13 protein-coding genes are annotated in these 18,218 nt (G+C 69.3%); 12 read left to right on the top strand and 1 reads right to left on the bottom strand.

Features of this window, described 5'->3' with window-relative positions:
* Nucleotides 1–155 precede the first annotated feature (155 nt).
* The 8 genes from recC to FOF45_RS06740 all read left to right on the top strand — a co-directional run bounded on the left by recC (nt 156) and on the right by FOF45_RS06740 (nt 11,180).
* Nucleotides 156–3,464, top strand: coding sequence for an exodeoxyribonuclease V subunit gamma (gene recC / locus FOF45_RS06775; protein WP_233264072.1), 3,309 nt, complete (start codon nt 156–158; stop codon nt 3,462–3,464).
* Nucleotides 3,461–7,078, top strand: coding sequence for an exodeoxyribonuclease V subunit beta (gene recB, locus FOF45_RS06770; RefSeq protein ID WP_158983271.1), 3,618 nt, complete (start codon nt 3,461–3,463; stop codon nt 7,076–7,078). Before recC ends, recB begins: the two co-directional genes overlap by 4 nt.
* Complete coding sequence (gene recD, locus FOF45_RS06765) at nt 7,075–8,895, top strand: exodeoxyribonuclease V subunit alpha (protein ID WP_158983269.1); 1,821 nt, start codon at nt 7,075–7,077, stop codon at nt 8,893–8,895. The genes recB and recD overlap by 4 nt, the downstream gene beginning before the upstream one ends.
* Nucleotides 8,896–8,990: 95 nt before the next feature.
* On the top strand, nt 8,991–9,461 hold the full coding sequence (locus FOF45_RS18430; RefSeq protein ID WP_158983267.1) for an RT0821/Lpp0805 family surface protein: 471 nt from the start codon (nt 8,991–8,993) through the stop codon (nt 9,459–9,461).
* A 16-nt stretch (nt 9,462–9,477) separates the two neighbouring features.
* Nucleotides 9,478–9,852, top strand: coding sequence for an EF-hand domain-containing protein (locus FOF45_RS06755; protein WP_158983265.1), 375 nt, complete (start codon nt 9,478–9,480; stop codon nt 9,850–9,852).
* A 243-nt stretch (nt 9,853–10,095) separates the two neighbouring features.
* Nucleotides 10,096–10,530 (top strand): 3-dehydroquinate dehydratase, encoded by a 435-nt coding sequence (locus tag FOF45_RS06750; RefSeq protein ID WP_158983263.1) that lies wholly within the window; start codon nt 10,096–10,098, stop codon nt 10,528–10,530.
* Between the two features lie 7 nt (nt 10,531–10,537).
* Entirely contained in the window at nt 10,538–10,744 is a 207-nt protein-coding gene (locus tag FOF45_RS06745) for a hypothetical protein (RefSeq protein WP_158983262.1), read from the top strand.
* Between the two features lie 4 nt (nt 10,745–10,748).
* The gene (locus FOF45_RS06740) at nt 10,749–11,180 is read left to right on the top strand and encodes a hypothetical protein (protein ID WP_158983260.1); all 432 of its coding nucleotides are present in this window, start codon (nt 10,749–10,751) and stop codon (nt 11,178–11,180) included.
* A 9-nt stretch (nt 11,181–11,189) separates the two neighbouring features.
* On the opposite strand, the gene FOF45_RS06735 is transcribed toward FOF45_RS06740, so the two are convergent.
* Nucleotides 11,190–12,278: a LysR family transcriptional regulator gene (locus FOF45_RS06735; RefSeq protein ID WP_158983258.1), complete on the bottom strand. Its 1,089-nt coding sequence runs from the start codon at nt 12,276–12,278 to the stop codon at nt 11,190–11,192.
* 139 nt (nt 12,279–12,417) lie between these two features.
* Between FOF45_RS06735 and FOF45_RS06730 the strand changes: the two genes are divergently transcribed.
* The 4 genes from FOF45_RS06730 to FOF45_RS06715 all read left to right on the top strand — a co-directional run bounded on the left by FOF45_RS06730 (nt 12,418) and on the right by FOF45_RS06715 (nt 18,151).
* Nucleotides 12,418–12,696 carry a DUF2798 domain-containing protein gene (locus FOF45_RS06730; RefSeq protein WP_158983256.1) on the top strand — a complete coding sequence of 93 codons (279 nt, stop codon included), beginning with the start codon at nt 12,418–12,420 and terminating at the stop codon, nt 12,694–12,696.
* Nucleotides 12,696–13,640: an SDR family NAD(P)-dependent oxidoreductase gene (locus FOF45_RS06725; RefSeq protein ID WP_158983254.1), complete on the top strand. Its 945-nt coding sequence runs from the start codon at nt 12,696–12,698 to the stop codon at nt 13,638–13,640. The genes FOF45_RS06730 and FOF45_RS06725 overlap by 1 nt, the downstream gene beginning before the upstream one ends.
* Nucleotides 13,637–14,830, top strand: coding sequence for an efflux RND transporter periplasmic adaptor subunit (locus tag FOF45_RS06720; RefSeq protein WP_425481899.1), 1,194 nt, complete (start codon nt 13,637–13,639; stop codon nt 14,828–14,830). The genes FOF45_RS06725 and FOF45_RS06720 overlap by 4 nt, the downstream gene beginning before the upstream one ends.
* A gap of 135 nt (nt 14,831–14,965) precedes the next feature.
* Complete coding sequence (locus FOF45_RS06715) at nt 14,966–18,151, top strand: efflux RND transporter permease subunit (protein ID WP_158983252.1); 3,186 nt, start codon at nt 14,966–14,968, stop codon at nt 18,149–18,151.
* The last annotated feature ends 67 nt before the right edge of the window (nt 18,152–18,218 follow it).

Here is an 18,218-nt window from a genome sequence, read left to right as displayed (position 1 = left end):
CGGCGAGTTGGCTCGACCTTCGCCGGCATCCGCGCCGAACGTCGAGCAACTCGCCGATTTCCCGGGGGATTCTCGGGCGCGGATTTTGGGGCGGTCTTAATCGTGCCCACGCCCCGTCTCGGCTATCGCGACGGCGCTCCGGCAAGATAGCCGCGATGCCCGGCCGCCCCGACTTCCGTCTCTACCATTCCAACGCACTGGACGTGCTGGCCGAGCTGCTGGCGGTACACCTGCGCGAGCCGGTGCCCGGACGGCCGCTGCTGGCGCCCGACGTGGTGCTGATCCCGCAGGTCGCGATGCGGCGCTGGCTGCAGTCGACCCTGGCGCAGCGGCAGGGCGTGGCGGCGAACCTGCGCTTCCTCACCCCGGGCGAATTCGTGCGCGAGGCGCTCGATGCCAACGTCACCGGCGCCAGCGACGACCTCGATGCGGCCGCGCTGCAATGGCGTCTGTACGCGCAGTTGTCGGATCCGGCCGCACTTGGCGGACGCGCCTTCGCGCCGTTGCGCGAGTACCTGCGCGGCGGCGATCCGCTCAAGCCGTGGGCGCTGTCGGGCGAACTCGCCTCGATCTTCGAGAAGTACCAGGCCTGGCGCCGCGACTGGCTGCTGTCGTGGGAAAGCGCGCGCGACGGCGACGACGCGCAGGCGGCCTTGTGGCGACGCGTGGCCGCCGGCCGGCGCCATCGCGCGCGCCGCATCGACGACTACCTCGCGCGCTTCGGCGCGCCGGCCGGCCCGTTGCCGGCCGGCATGCCGAAGCGGCTGTTCGCCTTCGCCACGCTCAACATCTCGCCCGACGTGCTGCGCGTGATCTCGACCCAGGCCCGCGCCGGCACGCTGCATTTCTATGTGCCCACACCGTCGCGCCGCTATTGGGGCGACCTGCCGACCTGGGGCCAGCGCCTGCGCGACGACCCGACCGCCGGCGACGACGAAAACCCGCTGCTGGCCAACTGGGGCGCGGCGGGTCGCGACTTCATGGCGGTGCTCGGCAGCTACGAGGTGGTGCATCCCTCGCTCGAAGTCGAACGCTATGCCGATCCCGAGGCGCTGGACGACGACGAGCCCGAACGCGACAGCCTGCTCGGCCGCCTGCAGCGCGACCTGCTGCACCGTCGTGCGCCACGGCCGTGGCGCGCGCGCGTCGATCGCGACGACCCCAGCCTGCAGGTCCACGCGTGCCACACGCGCCTGCGCGAAGTGCAGGTGCTGCACGATCGGCTGCGCGCGCTGCTCGACAACGCGCTGCCGGAAGGCCGTCGCTTCGACCCGCCATTGCAGGCGCGCGAGATCGCGGTGCTAGCGCCCGACATCGATCCGTACCGTCCGCACATCGAAGCGGTTTTCGGTGGACTCGGCGGACGTCGCGACTACATTCCCTATGCGCTGGCCGATCTGAGTCCGCTCGCCGGCGAACCGCTCGCGGAAGTCTTCCTGCGCCTGCTGTCGCTGCCGATCGCGCGCTTCGGCGTGGGCGAAGTCCTCGACTTGCTGGCGACGCCCGCGCTCGCCGAGGCCGCCGGCCTGGACGCGCCCGGCATCGAACGCCTGCGCGGCTGGCTGCACGAGGCCGGCGCGCGCTGGGGCCTGGACCCCGACCATCGCGCGCGCCACGACGCACCGGCCGACGACGCCTACACGTGGCGCTTCGCCCTCGACCGTCTATTGCTCGGCCACGCCAGCGGCGACGACGAGGACATCGCCGGTGTCGCGCCGTGGACCGAACTGGAAGGCAGCGCGCTCGACGCGCTCGATGCACTGATCCGCGTGTTGCGCGTGTTCGCACGCCACGAGCGCGTGCTTGGTCGGGCGATGCCGCCCGCGCAGTGGCGCGACGTCCTGTTCGCGCTGCTCGACGCTCTGCTGCCGGAACATCCGCGCGCGATCGCCGACCAGCGCGCGCTCGATCGCCTGCGCCGCCACATCGACACCTTCGCGACCAGCGCCGAGGAGGCCGGCTTCGACAAGCCGGTGCCGCCGGACGTCGTGCGTGCGCATTTCCAGCAGGCGTTGTCGGAATCGGACACGCGCGCGCCGCTTCTCACCGGCGGCGTCAGCTTCGCGCGCATGGTGCCGATGCGCTTGATCCCGTTCCGGGTGATCTGCGTGGTCGGCATGAACGACGGCGACTATCCACGACGCGATCCCGACGGTGGGCTCAACCGCATGGCGCAGGAACTGGCGACGCCGTCGCGCCGCTACGGCGACCGCTCGCTGCGCGAGGACGACCGCTTCCTGTTCCTGCAGCTGTTCACGTCGGCGGGCGAGGTGTTCCACCTGAGCTGGCTCGGCGCCGATCCGCGTGACGGCAGTGCGCGCGAACCGTCGGTGCTGGTGTCGGAGCTGCTCGATGCCGCGGCTGCGTGCCATCACGATGCCGACGCACGTCGCGACCTCGTGGTGCAGCATCCGCTGCAGCCGTTCTCGCCGCGCGCCTTCAGCGACGGCGACGATCCACGCCACTTCAGCTACCAGGGCCAATGGCATCCCGCCGCCGACGCACTGCGTCGTCCGCGCGAAGAGCCCGGTCCGTGGTTCAGCGACGTCCTGACTCAGGCCGAACCGGAAAGCGAACTGGCGCTCGTCGCGCTGCGGCGTTTCCTCGTCGATCCGGCCGGCCACTTCCTGCGCACGCGCATGGGCCTGCGCCTGCCCGACGAGATCGAAGCCGGCGACGACCTCGATCCATTGACCGCGCCCGCGCGCGGACTGGACCGCTGGCGTTTGCAGCAGGTCGTGTTCGATGCGTGCGTGGAGGGCGACACCGACGCGCTCGCACGGCGGCTTCGTGCGCGCGCGCTGCTGCCGTCCGGCCCGCTGGGCGAGCGCCAGTTGGCGGCACTGGTCTCGGAAGTGCAGCCCTACGCCGCCGCGCTGCGACGCTGGCGCGAAGGCGAAGCGCAGACGCGCGCGTTCGAACTCGACCTCGACGGCGTGCGCCTGTACGGGCACCTCGACCGCCTGTACCCGCACGGCGCGCTGCGCACGCGCCTCGACGCCCTGCACGGCCCCGCGCAGATCGCGCACGGCCTAGACTGGCTGGTGCTGTCCGCGCTGGGCGATGCGCGTCCGCTGGCGCAGCTCGCCCAATGGGAGGAGGGCGCCGCGGTGCGTTTGCGCGAAGCGGCGTCGCCCGAGCGCGCGCGCGCTGCATTGCGCGCGCTGCTCGCGTTGCGACGCGAGGGGCTGCGCGAACCGTTGCCGGTGCAGGCGCGCTCGGCATGGCTGTGGTACTCCGCGCCGCGCGGCGACGATGCGGCCGAACACGCGGCGTGGAAGGCCGCGCGGCAGCAATGGTTCGGCGATGATCGACGCTGGGGCGAAGTGAACAACGCCGCCGTGCAGCTCGCCCTGCGCGGGCGCGATCCCTTCCTCGACGATGCGGACGGCGCTCGTTTCCGTGACCTCGCCACGCGCCTGTTCGACGCCGTCGTGCACGCACGCAGCGGAGGCGACGCGTGAACGCACCTGTGAATGGATTCCTGGACCTGCCGCTGGACGGCGTGCGTCTGATCGAGGCGAGCGCCGGTACCGGCAAGACCTTCACGCTGGCGACGCTGGTCACGCGACTGGTGATCGAACGCGGTCTGCGCGTCGGCCAGATCCTCGCCGTCACCTACACCGAGGCGGCGACCCAGGAACTGCGCGAACGCCTGCGCCTGCGCCTCGATCTCGCCGCCCGCGTGGCGAACGAAGTCGCGCTGATGCCGACCACGCTCGACGACGATGGCGAGGCCGCGGTCACGCGCGCTCTGATCGAGCGCCAGGCGCGACATGAGGATCCGGTCGCGCTCGCGCGTCGCCTGCGCCAGGCTGCGCGCGAGATGGATCTCGCGTCGGTTTTCACCATTCATGGATTCTGCGCGCGTGCGCTGGCCGAGCACGCGGTCGAAGCGGGCCAACCGCTGCTCGCGCCCGAGCTGATCGGCAGCGAACGCGAACTGATTGATGCCGTCGCCACCGACCTGTGGCGCTCGCTCGGCGCGGACGCGCGCGACGCCGAACTGCTGCAGTCGCAATGGCGCACGCCGGAGGAACTCGCCGGCGATCTGTACAAGCTGTTGTACGTCCCGCGTCTCGCACCGCCACCACCCGCGGATTCGCCCGATCCGACCCCGCGACTGCACGAAGCGGCCGATGCCCTGCGCGCCGCATTCCATGTGCATGGCGACGACGCCTGCGCCGCGCTCGACGCGGCGATCGAAGCGAAGATCCTCAACGGCACCGTGTATCGCAAGGGTTTGCCTGCGGACGTGACGCGGGCGCTCGCGCAGTGGTGCGAGCACGGCGATGCGACCGCGCCGATCCACGACCGGCTGGATCGCCTGACGCCACACGTCCTTGCGGACAAGACCAACAAGCCGAAGAAGGGTGCGCCGTTGAAGGCCCCGGAATCGCCGTTGTTCGCGGCGGTCGCCGACTACATCGACGCCGCGCAGGCGCGCGAACGCTGGCTGGCCGGGCATCGCATCGCGCTGGTGCACCGCGTCCGCGAGGATGCCGCGCGTCGTCTCGCTTCGCTCAAGCGCCTGCGCCGCGAGCAGACCTTCGACGACCTCATCGCCGATCTCGCCAACGCGCTCGACGGCCCGCACGGTGCACGCCTGGTCGAGCGCCTTCGTGCGCAGTACGCATTCGCGCTGGTGGACGAATTCCAGGACACCGATCCGCGCCAGTGGGGCATCTTCGACCGCGTGTTCGGCGACGGTGAGGGAGGTGAGCCGTCGCTGTTCCTGATCGGCGATCCGAAGCAGGCGATCTACCGCTTCCGCGGCGGCGACGTGCACACCTACCTCGATGCGGCCTCACGCGCACAGGCGGCGCCTGCACTCGATCGAAATTTCCGTTCGCGGCCGTCTTTGTTGCGCGCCATCGCCGCACTGTACGAACGCGCCGGAGAACAGGCCTTCGTCGATGCGCGCATACGTTTCCGCGACGTCGAGCCGGGCGGACAGGTCGCCGACGACGATTTCCGCCGCGACGACCGTACCGCGCCCGCACTCACCGTGTGCACGCTGCCGCCGCCCGACGACGGCCGCGCGCGCGCGCAATGGCGCGTCGGCGAAGCGCGCCAGCTCGCCGCGCTGGCTTGCGTCGCCTCGATCCATGCCTTGCTGCTGGATGCGCGCGAAGGCCGCGCCGTCATGCGCGAGAAGGGGCGCGAGCGCGCACCGTGCGCGGGCGACATCGCCGTGCTCGTGCGCAACCACACTGAAGCCACGCTGATGCGCGAGGCGCTGGCACAGGCCGGCGTGCCTGCCGTCGCCGCGGGTCGGCGCAGCCTGTTCTCGACCGAACAGGCCAGCGACACGCTCGTGTTACTCGAGGCGCTGCTGCGACCCGACGACGATGCGCGCCTGCGCGGCGCGCTCGCCACGCAACTGGTGGGCCTCGACGCCGCAACGCTCGCGCGCTTCGACGACGATCCGGCGCTGCATCGCCATTGGCAGCTGCGCGCGCTCGCATGGCGCGATCGCTGGCAGCGGCATGGACCGCTGGCGATGCTCAACGACGTCTGCGCCGAACAGGCGCCGCGCGTGCTCGCGCTGGTCGACGGAGAGCGTCGCCTGACCAACACGCTCCAACTCGCCGAAGTCTTGCAGGAAGCCGACATGCGCGCGGTCGGCGAGCACGGCCTGGTCGACTGGCTGCGCGTGCAGATCGCCGAGGCCGACGACAGCGACGAAGCGCAACAGCTGCGTCTGGAATCCGATGCGCAGTGCGTTCAGATCCTGACCCTGCACAAGAGCAAGGGCCTGGAGTATCCGTTCGTGTTCCTCCCGTTCGCGGCCATCGGCCGGGACAGCCGCAACGGTGCGCTGTGCGAATACCACGACGGCAATGGTCGCGTGTTGCAGCTGCGCAGCGAGGCCACGCCGGAACACAGCGCGGCATGGAGCAACGCGAAGGTGCAACAGGACGAGGAGGAGCGCGGCGAGGACGCGCGCCTGCTCTACGTCGGACTGACCCGTGCGCGTCATACGTTGTGGCTGGCGACCGGCCCGTTCGCGCAGGCTGAGCTGAGCCCGCTTGCGGCGATGCTCGACGACACCGATGTTTTGACGGACGCGCTCGACGACGCGTTCGAGCTTCGGCGCATTGCGTGGCCGCTGACGTTGCCGGAATCGCTGCCGCCCGATAACGACGCGCGGGTCGCGGCGGCGCGCGCCGCTGCGCGAACCGTGTCGCGCGACTGGTGGGTGTACAGCTTCACCCAGCTCGCCAATGAAGCGCCGGGTACGGTCGAAGCCGCGCCGCGCGCGATCGCGGAAGAGGGCGGCGCACGCGACGAGCCCGCGCCCGTGGTGCCCGACGGCGATCCGCGTTTTGCCGGAAGTCGCTTCGGCAACGTGCTGCACGGAGCGCTGGAGCGCGTGGACTTCTCGGCATGGGCCGGATGGCCGAACGCAGCGCCGGACGAACGCGAGCTCACGCACCTGCGCGCCGCGCTCCATGCAGAAGGCTACGGCGACGAAGACATCGCCGATGGCGTCGACGTGCTCGTGCCGCTGATTGGCAACACCCTCGCCGTTCCGTTGCCCGAGGGCGCGCGTCTATGCGACGTACCGCACGATGCGCGCCTGGCGGAGATGGAGTTCCACTTCGCGCTGCGTGCGACATCCACGCAGGACCTGCTCTCGCTACTGCACCGCCACGACGTACTGACCGAGCGCCAAGGCTTCGGCGCGCGGCAACGGCTGGAAGGACTGATGACCGGCAAGATCGACCTCGTGTACGCGCACGACGGTCGCTTCCACGTGCTCGACTACAAGTCCAATCGCCTGCCGCGCTACGAACACGATGCGCTTTCGCAGGCGATGGAGGACAGCGAATACACGCTGCAGGCGTTGCTGTACGCGCTCGCGCTGCACCGGTGGCTGCGCTTCCGGATGGGCGACGAGTACGACTACGACACGCACTTCGGTGGCGTGCGCTACCTGTTCTGTCGCGGCCTCGACCCCTCCGACGAAGAAGCGCCGGGCGTGCACGCGTGGTGTCCGCCACGCACGCTGATCGATGAACTCGATGCGCTCATGAGCCACGGCGCGCATGCGCGGACGGAGGCAACGGCATGAGCCTGCTGGATGCATTGCTGCGGCAAGGCGCGCTGCGCCCGATCGACCATGCGCTCGCGCAGAGCCTGCGCCGGCTCGACGGTGGTGAGGTCGACGACCGCGTGCTGGTCGCAGCCGCGCTGGCGTCGTCGGCGGTCGCGCAGGGTCATGCCGGTGTCGAACTCGCACAGCCGCAGCGCGTGTGCGACGCGGCGGTCGAGTGGCCGAGCGCCGACGAATGGGAAACCGTGCTGCGCGCCTCGCACTGGGTCGCGCAACCCGACGCCGCCACCGTGAGCGTGCAGGCTCCGCTCGCGATCGAGCGGGGGATGCTCTACCTGCGCCGCTATCGCGAGTACGAACGCCGCCTCGCTTCGGGTCTGCGCCGCATCGCCGAGGCGCCGGCCGACGTCGGCGACCTGCACGTGCTGGCACCGTTGTTCGCGACGTTGTTCCCGGCCGCGCGCGAAGGCGACCGCCAGGCGCGTGCCGCGGCGCTCGCACTGCTGCGCTCGCTACTGCTGGTGACCGGCGGACCTGGCACCGGCAAGACCACCACCATCACGCGCGTCCTGCTGCTGCTGATCGCGCAGGCGCGCATGGCTGGCCACGCAGCGCCGCGTATCGCGCTGGCCGCGCCGACTGGCCGCGCCGCCGAACGCATGGCCGAAAGCCTGCGCGCCGCGACCGCAGGTCTGCGCACCTGCGACGGCATCGATGCAGCGTGGTGCGATGCCTTGCCCGATTCGGCCAGCACCGTGCATCGACTGCTCGGCACGATTCCCGACAGCACGCGGTTCCGTCACGACGCGGATCATCCGCTGCCGTTCGATGCGATCGTCGTCGACGAAGCATCGATGGTCGACCTGCCGCTTATGTGCAAGCTGGTCGAAGCGGTCGCGCCGGGTGCGCGGTTGATCCTGCTCGGCGATCGCGACCAGCTGCCGTCGGTGGAAGCCGGTGACGTGCTGGCCGCGATCACCGATGCCGCTGGCGACGGTGATGCTTTGCCCGCGTCGCTGTCGAGCGCGCTGTCGCCGTTGCTGGGAGAGGTGCCGTCCTTGCCGGAATCCGCGCTTGCGCCGCTGTCCGGTCATCGCGTGCAGTTGCAGCGCGGTTATCGGCAGGCGCGTTCGCTCGACCTCGCGCCGCTCGCCGATGCGATGCGGGCCGGCGATGCCGACACGGTGCTGCATCTGTTGCGCGAAGGCCCGGCCGGCGTGCGCTTCCACGAAGACGTGGCCGACCCGCTTGCCGGCGCTGCGCGCGAGACGTTGCTGGCGCCGTGGCGCGCACTGTCGGCGCTGCGTGATCCCGATGTGGCGCTGAAGCACGCCGCGAAGCTGCGCGTTCTCACCGCATTGCGCGATGGCGCGCAGGGCGCGTCGTCGTTGAACCAGCGCATCGAGGAAGCGCTCGCCGGCGCGCAGCGCGATCCGTATTTTCATGGCCGCCTGGTGCTGGTCACCGAGAACAGCTACCGCCACGGCCTGTTCAACGGCGACATCGGCGTCTGCCAGCACGACGATGCGGGCATTCCCGTGGCCTGGTTCGCGGGTGGGCCCGAGGGCGTGCGTGGTTTCCATCCAGCGTCGCTGCCCGCGCATACCGGCGCGTTCGCGATGACCGTGCACAAGGCGCAGGGATCGGAGTTCGACTCGGTCTGGCTGGTGCTGCCGCGACAGGATGCGCGTGCGCTGTCACGCGAACTGCTCTACACCGGCATCACTCGCGCGCGCCGCGAACTGCACTTGTGCGTATCCGACCCGGTGCTGCGCGCGGCACTCGCGCGGCATGCGTCGCGTGCGTCCGGACTGGCATGGCGACTGCGAGGGTAGGGCGGGAAAGGCCGGTCTCACGCTGACTTCACGGCGCCGGGAGAATATGGCGCGACCGCGCATGGACGCGGTTCCGATCCCGACGGGAGGGAGCGATGAAACAGGTCTTCGTGCTGGCGGCCGCGTTGAGTCTCGCGGCCTGTTCGACGGATCCGGCGACCCGGACGACCGAGAAGCAGAGTGCGTCGGTCGTGGCCGGCGCGGTGATCGGTGGCCTGGTCGGCAATCAGTTCGGCGGCGGTACCGGCCGCGCGCTGCTGACCGCGGCTGGCGCGATCGGCGGTGGCTTCCTCGGCAACCACATCTTCAAGAAGACCGCGAAGTCCGAGTTTGAGAAGGACGCGGCGCAGCGCGCGCTCAACAACGCGGCCTCGGGCCAGAAGGTGACCTGGTCCGATCCGCGCACGAAGGAATCGGGCTACTTCACTCCGCTCAACACCAAGCGCATGAGCGACGGCCGCGTCTGCCGCGACTTCAAGCGCGGTTTGACCGTCGGCGGCGAGCAGGTGGACGAAACCACCGGCACCGCGTGCATGAAGGCCAAAGGCCAGTGGGACATCGGCTGAGACACGGAGCGAAATCATGATCAGGCTGGCCCTTGGCACCATCCTCTTCCTTGCCGTGGCATTGCCGGCCGCGGCGCAGGTGAAGCCCGACGCGGCGCCCGAGCGCTTCGACGTCGCCGATACCAACAAGGACGGCAAAGTGGACCGCACCGAATACGACGGCTTCGTCGAGGAGCTCGTGCTGCTGCACGACGCCGACCACGACGATCGCCTTTCGCGCAGCGAAGTGGCCGGTGCGCGCGATCCGTCCAAGTTCGACCGTATCGATGCGGACAAGGATGGTTTCCTGACCGCGCTGGAGATCGCGGCGTTCAGCACCGGCGATTTCGCGGTGATGGATGCGAACTCGGACGGGTTCATCGATCGGGCTGAGGCGGCGCGGCACAAGTAACTGCGACACCCCTCTCCCTGGCGCTTCGCGCCTGTCCCTCTCCCGCAAGGGGAGAGGGAACGCGTGCAGGCATAACGGGAACTGTGTCCCTTCTCCCCTCGCGGGAGAAGGTGCCCGAAGGGCGGAAGAGGGGACGCGCGCAGCGCGTGCCTTTACGCACAAATTACGCCACTCCTACCGCAACGAATTGAGCCTTTACGCCCTCGCGCTGGAGACTGCACGCCGGTTTCCACGGAGGACGTCATGTCCATCGCCATCATCACCGCGTCGCAGGCACCGCAGCGCCACGCCAACGGGCTGCCGCGCGAAGTCGTGTCCCAGCTGGTCGAGCGCGCCTCGCGCGCCGGACGCACGGTCGCGGTCTGCGGCTGCCGCGACGTCGCGGACGTGATCGAGTGCGTGCGTCGCGCGCGCGGCAGCGGTACCGAGTTCCTGCTGCTCGATCCGGGCACACGTGCGGCCGCCAACGGTGAGCTCGACGAGTGGCTCGATCGCGCCGGCGTGCCTTACATCGAAGTGCACGCCGACGTCGCCGCGCCGATGGCGCGACCGGCGATGGCGCACCCGCTCAGCGTGATCGACGGTTACGGTGCGCAGGGCTACGTGCTCGCATTGTCCATCGCGCTGGAACATCTCGGCTGCGCGCAGTGCGAGAACGACATCCACGTCGGTACCTGAGCCCGTCATGCGGTACTGCTACTTCGCCGACTACGAGATCCAGATGGGCGATCGCCTGCGCGTGTGGGGACAGGCGACGCTCGTGCATGCGTTGCCCGAAGAGGCCGAGCTCGATCCCGCCGACGTGCTGGCGCGTATCCAGAAGCAGGCGGCCGACACGCACGGCGTGCGTCCGGGGGAAGTGCGCGTGCGTGCGATCCACCGGCTGGACTGACGTCGTGGCGATCCTGGTCCTGCAGGGGCCGGCTTCGGCCCCACACCGCCTCGGCATCGAAACAGCCTGTGCGCTGTGGCGCATCGCGCGCGCGGCGGGCCAGGTGCTGAGTTTCCGCGCGAGCGCATCCGCGTCGGCATTCGCCGCGTCGCTGCGGCAGGGGGTCGATGCGCGCGACGGGTTCGTGCTGGTCGATCCCGCCGATGTCGCTGCGACTGCCGATCCGGCCGAGCTGCGCGATGCGCTCGAAGCGTTGCGGGTGCCCTATGTCGAAGTGCACGACCGCAGCGCTGGCGTGCTGGACCTGTCGCTGCGTCCCGACGCGATGCCGTTGGCCACGATCGTGATCAACGGCGATCTCGCCTCCGGCTATCGCATCGCACTGGGTATCGCGTTGCGCCGGCTCGTACCCGCCGCGCGTTTGGGGCGCGGCTGAGTACGCGGCTCACACCAGTGCCGGACCCTCGCCCTCGGGCGCGTCGGCCACGACGGGCTCGGATGCCTTCGGCTTGCGCTTGGCCTTCGCCTCCGGCTGCTTGGCGACCTTCGCCAGCTCGGCGTTGATCGCGTCGGCGGACGCCTGCTCGGCGGCCTTGTAGCGCGCGCGCACGTTGGGGCAGAGCACCTGCATGTAGTCGGCGTCGAAGTTGAGGCGTTCGACCAGGAAGTCGACGAACGCGCGCACTTTCGGCGACTGCACGCGACCGCGCGGGAACACCGCGTTGAACTCGTACTCCGGGCCGGTCCAGCCGGCCAGCACGCGCTGCACGTAGCCCTGCTCGGCGTAGGCCTTCACCGTCACGTCGGCGGCGAGCATCAGGCCTTCGCCGCACAGCAACGCGCCGCACAGCGGACCCGGATCGTTGGCGACGAGTACCGGGTCGACGCGGTAATCGACCATGCGCTGGCCGTCGTTGAGCGTCCAGTAGAACTGGCCGTTGCGACGCGCCTTCGCCATCGCGACGGTGCGGTGGTGCTGCAGGTCGTCGGGATGCAGCGGTTCGCCGTGGCGCGCGATGTAGCTGGGGCTGGCGTAGACCTGCGTGCGGAACGTGGCGAGGCGACGCGCGATCAGGTTGGAGTCGGGCAGGTTGCCCACGCGCAGCGCGACGTCGAGTTCCTTGTCGATGATGTCGAGCGGTTCGTTGGTGAGCACCATTTCCACGCGCACTTCGGGATGGCGCGCGTGGAACTCGCCCAGCAGCGGCGCGATCCAGGTGATGCCGACGGAGTAGGGCGCGGTGAAGCGCAGCCATCCGCGCGGGCCGCCCTGTAGCTGGCCGACGGCGCTCTCGGCCTCGTCGAGTTCGCGCGAGATGCGTTGGCAATGTTCGAAGTAGATGTTGCCGGCTTCGGTCAGACCGAGCTTGCGCGTGGTCCGGTGCAACAACTGCGCACCGAGCCGGGTTTCCAGTTCCTGCACCTTGCGGCTGACCGTGGTCTTGGGCAGCTGCAGGGCGCGGGCGGCGGAGATGAAACTGCCGTGCTCGACCACCTTGACGAAGATCAGGGTGTCGTTGAGATCGCGGGCCATGAGTGGGGGCTCCTGTTGGCTCGACGGGGGGAAAGGCCTTTTGGACCGATGACGGGACAATTATTCCCTCGAAGTCGGACTAATCAAGTGCCATTTGGAGGCCTAGTCTGTGCCGCAACCTCCCCCAAGGCCCGCCGCCATGTTGACCCCCCGCCAAGCCCGCTACGTGTTCCTCCCGGTGATGCTGGCCGCCATGTCGGCCCTGGTCGGGGTCGCCCTGGTCGTCGTCCAGCAGGGGCTGGCGGCGGGTCCGGACGAGTTCTGGATGCTGGCCTGGGTGCTGGCCTTCGTCCTCGCCCTGCCGGGCGCGATGCTGCTCCTGCCGGTCGTCAGCGCCCTGATGAGTTCCCTGACTCGCCGCGAGACCGTCCCGATGGCGGGAGAAACCATCCCGACGACGGGACAGTGGAGCCGCTAATGAAGCCGCTTGCCGCCAAGGCCTCCACCCATAAGCCGTTGATCGCCCGGGCGCCCGTCGTCGTCCTGGGCGCGACCGGCGGCGTGGGGCGTGGCGTGGTCGAAGCCGCCCTCGCGGCCGGCCGGCCGGTGATCGCGGTCGCCCGCGACAAGGCCGGCCTGCAGTGCCTGCGTGGCAAGCATCCCGATGCGGACCTGAGCATCATCGCCGGTTCGGTCAGCAGCGACGCGGAGGGCGAACGCCTCGCCCGCGCGCTGCGCAAGCTCGGCCGGCCCATCGGCGGCGTGATCGCGGCGGTGTGCGGCGGTCCTGCGCGCGGCCGGCTGCTCGATCATCCCGCCGCGTTCCTGCGCCAGCGCCTCGACGAAGACCTCCTCCCCCATCTCGCCGCGGCCCGTCATCTGCTGCCGTTGCTGGCCGAAGCCGACCGTGGCGGTACCTATGTATTGATTGGCGGCCCCGGCGCGGATCGCCCGTGGGCCGGTTACGGCCATCGTTCCATCGCCACCGCCGCGCTGCGCATGCTCGCGCGCGTGCTGCACGAAGAGGCACGCACGATTGGTGTGCGCGTGCAGCTGCTCGCGATCGAAAGCCCGGTCAGCACCGAACTCAATCGCGCGCACGCGTGCGAACAATGGCCCAGCGCGCTCGCGGTGGGACAGCGCGCGTTGGCGCTGGTCGAGCCGGGTGGCGCGCAGCCGGCCGAAGCGGTCGTGCGCTATGCCGACATTGCGCCAATCGACATTTCGCTCGCCGATGTCACGCGCGATGTCGATTCCACGTCTTCTGGTTCGACTTCATTACAAGAGCCCGGGCAGGCCGGCGACGCGCAATGCGCGGAACCGGGCGGACTGCTGCCATCACGCTGTCTGCAGGATGCGCGCACGCTGCTCAGGAGCCTGATCCCTTCAGATAACCACAACAACCAGGAACGCTCGTCATGACCCCCCGCAAAGCATTGGCCCGGTCGCATTCCGGGATCCCCTACCTCGCGCTGGCCACAGGTTTGCTGATGGCGATCGCGGCGACCGCCTGCAGCAGCCAGGCCGAACCGGGCGCCGGCATGCCGCCGCCGCCGGAAGTCAGCGTCGCGCAGGTGCTCAACAAGGAAGTCCGCCGCTGGGACGAGTTCACTGGTCGCGTCACCGCGATCGAGACGGTCGAGCTGCGCCCGCGCGTGGCCGGCTACGTGCAGCAGGTCGCGTACAAGGAAGGCCAGGAAGTGAAGAAGGGCGACCTGCTCTTCGTCATCGATCCGCGTCCGTACCGCGCGCGCCTGTCGCAGGCCGAAGCCGACCTCGAGCGTGCCCGCGCCGAAGCCCGTCTCGCGCAGATGCAGGACGTGCGTGCGCAGACGCTGGTCGAGGCGAAGGCGATCTCGCGCGAGGAGTTCGAGACCCGTCGCGCCGCCAGCACGCAGGGCAACGCCGCCGTGCGCGCTGCCGAAGCCGCGCTCGACAACGCGCGCCTGGACCTGCAGTTCACCCAGGTGCGTTCGCCGATCGACGGCCGCGCCGGCCGCGCGCTGGTCACCGAAGGCAATCTCGCTTCGGCCGACAACACGCTGCTGACCACGGTCGTTTCGCAGGATCCGGTGTTCGTGTATTTCGAAAGCGACGAGCAGAGCTTCCTGCGTTACCAGGAACTGGCGCGCAAGGGCGAGCGCGCCGCGACCCAGAACCCGGTGCGCGTCGGTCTCGCCAGCGAGGACGGCTACCCGCACGAAGGCACGGTCGATTTCGTCGACAACCAGGTCGATCCGAGCACCGGCACCATCCGCGCGCGCGCCGTGCTGCGCAATCCGGACCGCATCTTCACGCCGGGCCTGTACGCACGCGTGCAGCTGGAAGGCAGCGGCCGCTTCAAGGCGATGCTGATCGACGACAAAGCCGTGCTCACCGACCAGGATCGCAAGTACGTCTACGTGCTCGGCGAGAAGAACGCGGCGACCCGCAAGGACGTCGTGCTCGGCCCGGTCGTGGATGGACTGCGCGTGGTGAATTCCGGCCTGGCGCCGCAGGACAAGGTGATCGTCCACGGCGTGCAGAAGGTGTTCTTCCCGGGCATGCCGGTGGCGCCGAAGCCGATCGCGATGGGCGCACCGGCACCGTCGCCGCAGGTGGCGATGAAGTAAGCGGGTGATGTGAACCCGACCCTTCCCCGTCCGCGGGGGAGGGAACAACCGAACCGAAGCAGGCGGTGCGCTCGCGCATCGCCCAGGACCGTTGCGGCCCGACGCCGTCAATCAAAGCCGCACAAGGAACCCCTCATGGACTTTTCAAAGTTCTTCATCGACAGACCGATCTTCGCCGCAGTGCTGTCGATCGTGATCTTCGCCGCTGGCCTGATCTCGATCCCGTTGCTGCCGGTCGGCGAGTACCCGGAAGTGGTGCCGCCGTCGGTGGTGGTGCGCACGGTGTATCCGGGCGCGAACCCGAAGGTCATCGCAGAAACCGTCGCCACGCCGCTGGAGGAATCCATCCGCGGTGTCGAAGGCCTGATGTACGTGAAGTCGGTCGCCAGCTCCGACGGCGTGCTGTCCATCACCGTCACCTTCCGTCCCGAAGTGAACGCGGACGAGGCCACGGTGCGCGTGCAGAACCGAGTCAGCCAGGCGCTCGCGCGCCTGCCCGAAGACGTGCGACGGCAGGGTGTGACGACGCAGAAGCAGTCGCCCGTGTTCCTGATGGTCGTGCACCTGACCTCGCCGAGCGGCAAGTACGACACGCTGTACCTGCGTAACTACCTCCGCCTGCACGTCAAGGACCAGCTCGCGAGCATCCCCGGTGTGGGCGAAGCGCAGCCGTTCGGCGGCGGCGACTACGCGATGCGCATCTGGCTCGATCCGGACAAGGTCGCCGCGCGCGGCATGACCGCCAGCGACGTCCTGCGCGCCGTGCGCGAGCAGAACATCCAGGTGTCCGCCGGCCAGCTCGGCGCCGAGCCGATGCCGAACAAGTCGGAGTTCCTGACCCTCATCAACGCGCGCGGTCGCCTGGAGAAGCCGGAGGAATTCGGCAACATCGTGCTCAAGGGCGGGCAGGACGGCGAAGTCGTTCGTCTGTCCGACGTGGCCCGCATCGAGCTGGCCGCGGGCGACTACACCATGCGTGCGCGACTGGACGGCCAGAACGCCGCTGCGATCGGCATCTTCCAGGCGCCGGGCGCGAACGCGCTGCAGATCCGCGATGAAGTCATCCGCCGCATGGACGAAGCGGCCAAGCGCTTCCCGCCGGGCATCGAGTACAAGTCGATCTACGACACCACGATCTTCGTGCGCGACTCGATCAAGTCGGTCGTAACCACGCTGCTGGAAGCCACGCTGCTGGTGGTGCTGGTGGTGATCCTGTTCCTGCAGACCTGGCGCGCGTCGATCATCCCGCTGATCGCGGTGCCGGTGTCGGTGGTCGGTACGTTCGCCGCGCTGTACCTGCTGGGCTTCTCGATCAACACGTTGACCCTGTTCGGCCTGGTGCTGGCGATCGGCATCGTGGTCGACGACGCGATCGTGGTCGTGGAGAACGTCGAGCGCCACATCGAGGAAGGCGCCACGCCGCTCGAAGCGGCGCACCTGGCGATGAAGGAAGTATCCGGCCCGATCATCGCGATCGCGCTGGTGCTGTGCGCGGTGTTCGTGCCGATGGCGTTCCTGTCGGGCGTGACCGGCCAGTTCTACAAGCAGTTCGCGGTGACCATCGCCATCTCGACGGTGATCTCGGCGATCAACTCGCTGACCCTGTCGCCGGCGCTGGCCGCGCGCCTGCTCAAGCCGCACGACGCACCGAAGGACGCACTGACCCGCGGCATCGATCGTGGGTTCGGCTGGCTGTTCCGTTCGTTCAACCGCTTCTTCGGCACCGCCGCCGAGCGCTACCAGAACAGCGTGGGCAAGGTGCTGGGTCGTCGCGGTGCGGTGTTCGTGGTGTACGCGGGCTTGCTGTTGGCCACGGGCCTGATGTTCCAGGTCGTGCCGCGCGGCTTCGTGCCGGTGCAGGACAAGAGCTACCTGATCGCCGGCATCAAGATGCCTGAAGGTTCCTCGATCGAACGCACCGACGCCGCGCTGAAGAAGATCGGCGAGATCGCGATGAACATCGAGGGCGTGCAGAACGACGTCGCGTTCCCCGGCCTGAACCCGCTGCAGTTCAGCAACACCCCGAACTACGGCGTGACCTTCATCAACCTCAAGCCGTTCGGCCAGCGCACGCGCAGCGCCGAGGAGATCAACGCCGAACTCAGCGCCAAGATCGCCGGCATCCAGGACGGTTTCGCGTTCTCGCTGCAGCCGCCGCCGATCCAGGGACTGGGTAACGGTTCGGGCTACTCGCTGTACATCGAGGACCGCGGCAACCTGGGCTACGGTGCGCTGCAGAGTGCGGTGCAGGCGTTCCAGGGCGCGGGTGCGCAGACGCCCGGCCTGGGCTTCCCGAACTCGAGCTACCAGGCCAACGTGCCGCAGCTCGACGCCGAGGTCGATCGCGTCAAGGCCAAGGCGCAGGGCGTGCCGCTGACGGAGCTGTTCGACACGCTGCAGACCTACCTGGGTTCGGCGTACGTCAACGACTTCAACATGTTCGGCCGCACCTGGCAGGTCGTCGCGCAGGCCGACGGCCCGTTCCGCGACAGCGTCGAGGACATCGCCAACCTGCGTACCCGCAACGATCGCGGCGAAATGGTGCCGATCGGTTCGATGGTGAAGGTGAAGGAAACCTTCGGCCCCGATCCGGTGATCCGCTACAACGGCTATCCGGCCGCCGACATCCTCGGCGAGGCGGACGTCAACCAGCTTTCCTCCGCGCAGGCGATGGAGAAGCTGGAAGAGCTGGCGCAGCAGGTCCTGCCCAACGGCATGGACATCGAGTGGACCGACCTGAGCTACCAGCAGGCGACGCAGGGCAAGGCCGCGCTGGTGGTCTTCCCGCTCGCCGTGCTGCTCGCGTTCCTGGTGCTGGCCGCGCTGTACGAAAGCTGGACGCTGCCGCTGGCGGTGATCCTGATCGTGCCGATGTGCATGCTGTCCGCGCTGCTCGGCGTCTACCTGACCGGCGACAACAATGTGTTCGTGCAGGTGGGCCTGGTGGTGCTGATGGGCTTGGCGTGCAAGAACGCGATCCTGATCGTCGAGTTCGCCCGAGAGCTGGAAATGCAGGGCAAGGGCATCGTCGAAGCAGCGCTTGAAGCGTGCCGCCTGCGTCTGCGTCCGATCGTGATGACGTCGATCGCGTTCATCGCCGGCACCGTGCCGCTGGTGCTCTCGCACGGCGCCGGCGCCGAGGTCCGCCAGGCCACGGGCATCACCGTGTTCTCCGGAATGATCGGCGTGACACTGTTCGGCCTGTTCCTGACGCCGGTGTTCTACGTCGCGCTGCGCAAGCTGGCCAACCGCCCGCTGGTCAGCCACGGCCCCTCCACGGTCACCAGCCACGGCCCGCACGCCGCTACCCAGCAGGCGTGACGGGACCCGCCGTTCCGGTGCGATCCCTCCGCACCGGAACGGCCACCCCATCGAGTTCCGCGCGGCG

Source organism: Lysobacter panacisoli (genome assembly GCF_009765165.1).
Taxonomy (GTDB): domain Bacteria; phylum Pseudomonadota; class Gammaproteobacteria; order Xanthomonadales; family Xanthomonadaceae; genus Lysobacter_J; species Lysobacter_J panacisoli.
This window is presented reverse-complemented; position numbering and strand designations above follow the sequence as displayed.

Excerpts from the sequence above, each read along its gene's own strand:
- FOF45_RS06745 (WP_158983262.1), top strand. The coding sequence starts at position 10,538 with ATGCGGTACTGCTACTTCGCCGACTACGAGATCCAGATGGGCGATCGC.
- recC (WP_233264072.1), top strand. The coding sequence starts at position 156 with ATGCCCGGCCGCCCCGACTTCCGTCTCTACCATTCCAACGCACTGGAC.
- recD (WP_158983269.1), top strand. The coding sequence starts at position 7,075 with ATGAGCCTGCTGGATGCATTGCTGCGGCAAGGCGCGCTGCGCCCGATC.
- FOF45_RS06720 (WP_425481899.1), top strand. The coding sequence starts at position 13,637 with ATGACCCCCCGCAAAGCATTGGCCCGGTCGCATTCCGGGATCCCCTAC.
- FOF45_RS06725 (WP_158983254.1), top strand. The coding sequence starts at position 12,696 with ATGAAGCCGCTTGCCGCCAAGGCCTCCACCCATAAGCCGTTGATCGCC.
- FOF45_RS06715 (WP_158983252.1), top strand. The coding sequence starts at position 14,966 with ATGGACTTTTCAAAGTTCTTCATCGACAGACCGATCTTCGCCGCAGTG.
- FOF45_RS18430 (WP_158983267.1), top strand. The coding sequence starts at position 8,991 with ATGAAACAGGTCTTCGTGCTGGCGGCCGCGTTGAGTCTCGCGGCCTGT.
- FOF45_RS06730 (WP_158983256.1), top strand. The coding sequence starts at position 12,418 with ATGTTGACCCCCCGCCAAGCCCGCTACGTGTTCCTCCCGGTGATGCTG.
- FOF45_RS06750 (WP_158983263.1), top strand. The coding sequence starts at position 10,096 with ATGTCCATCGCCATCATCACCGCGTCGCAGGCACCGCAGCGCCACGCC.
- FOF45_RS06735 (WP_158983258.1), bottom strand. The coding sequence starts at position 12,278 with ATGGCCCGCGATCTCAACGACACCCTGATCTTCGTCAAGGTGGTCGAG.
- FOF45_RS06755 (WP_158983265.1), top strand. The coding sequence starts at position 9,478 with ATGATCAGGCTGGCCCTTGGCACCATCCTCTTCCTTGCCGTGGCATTG.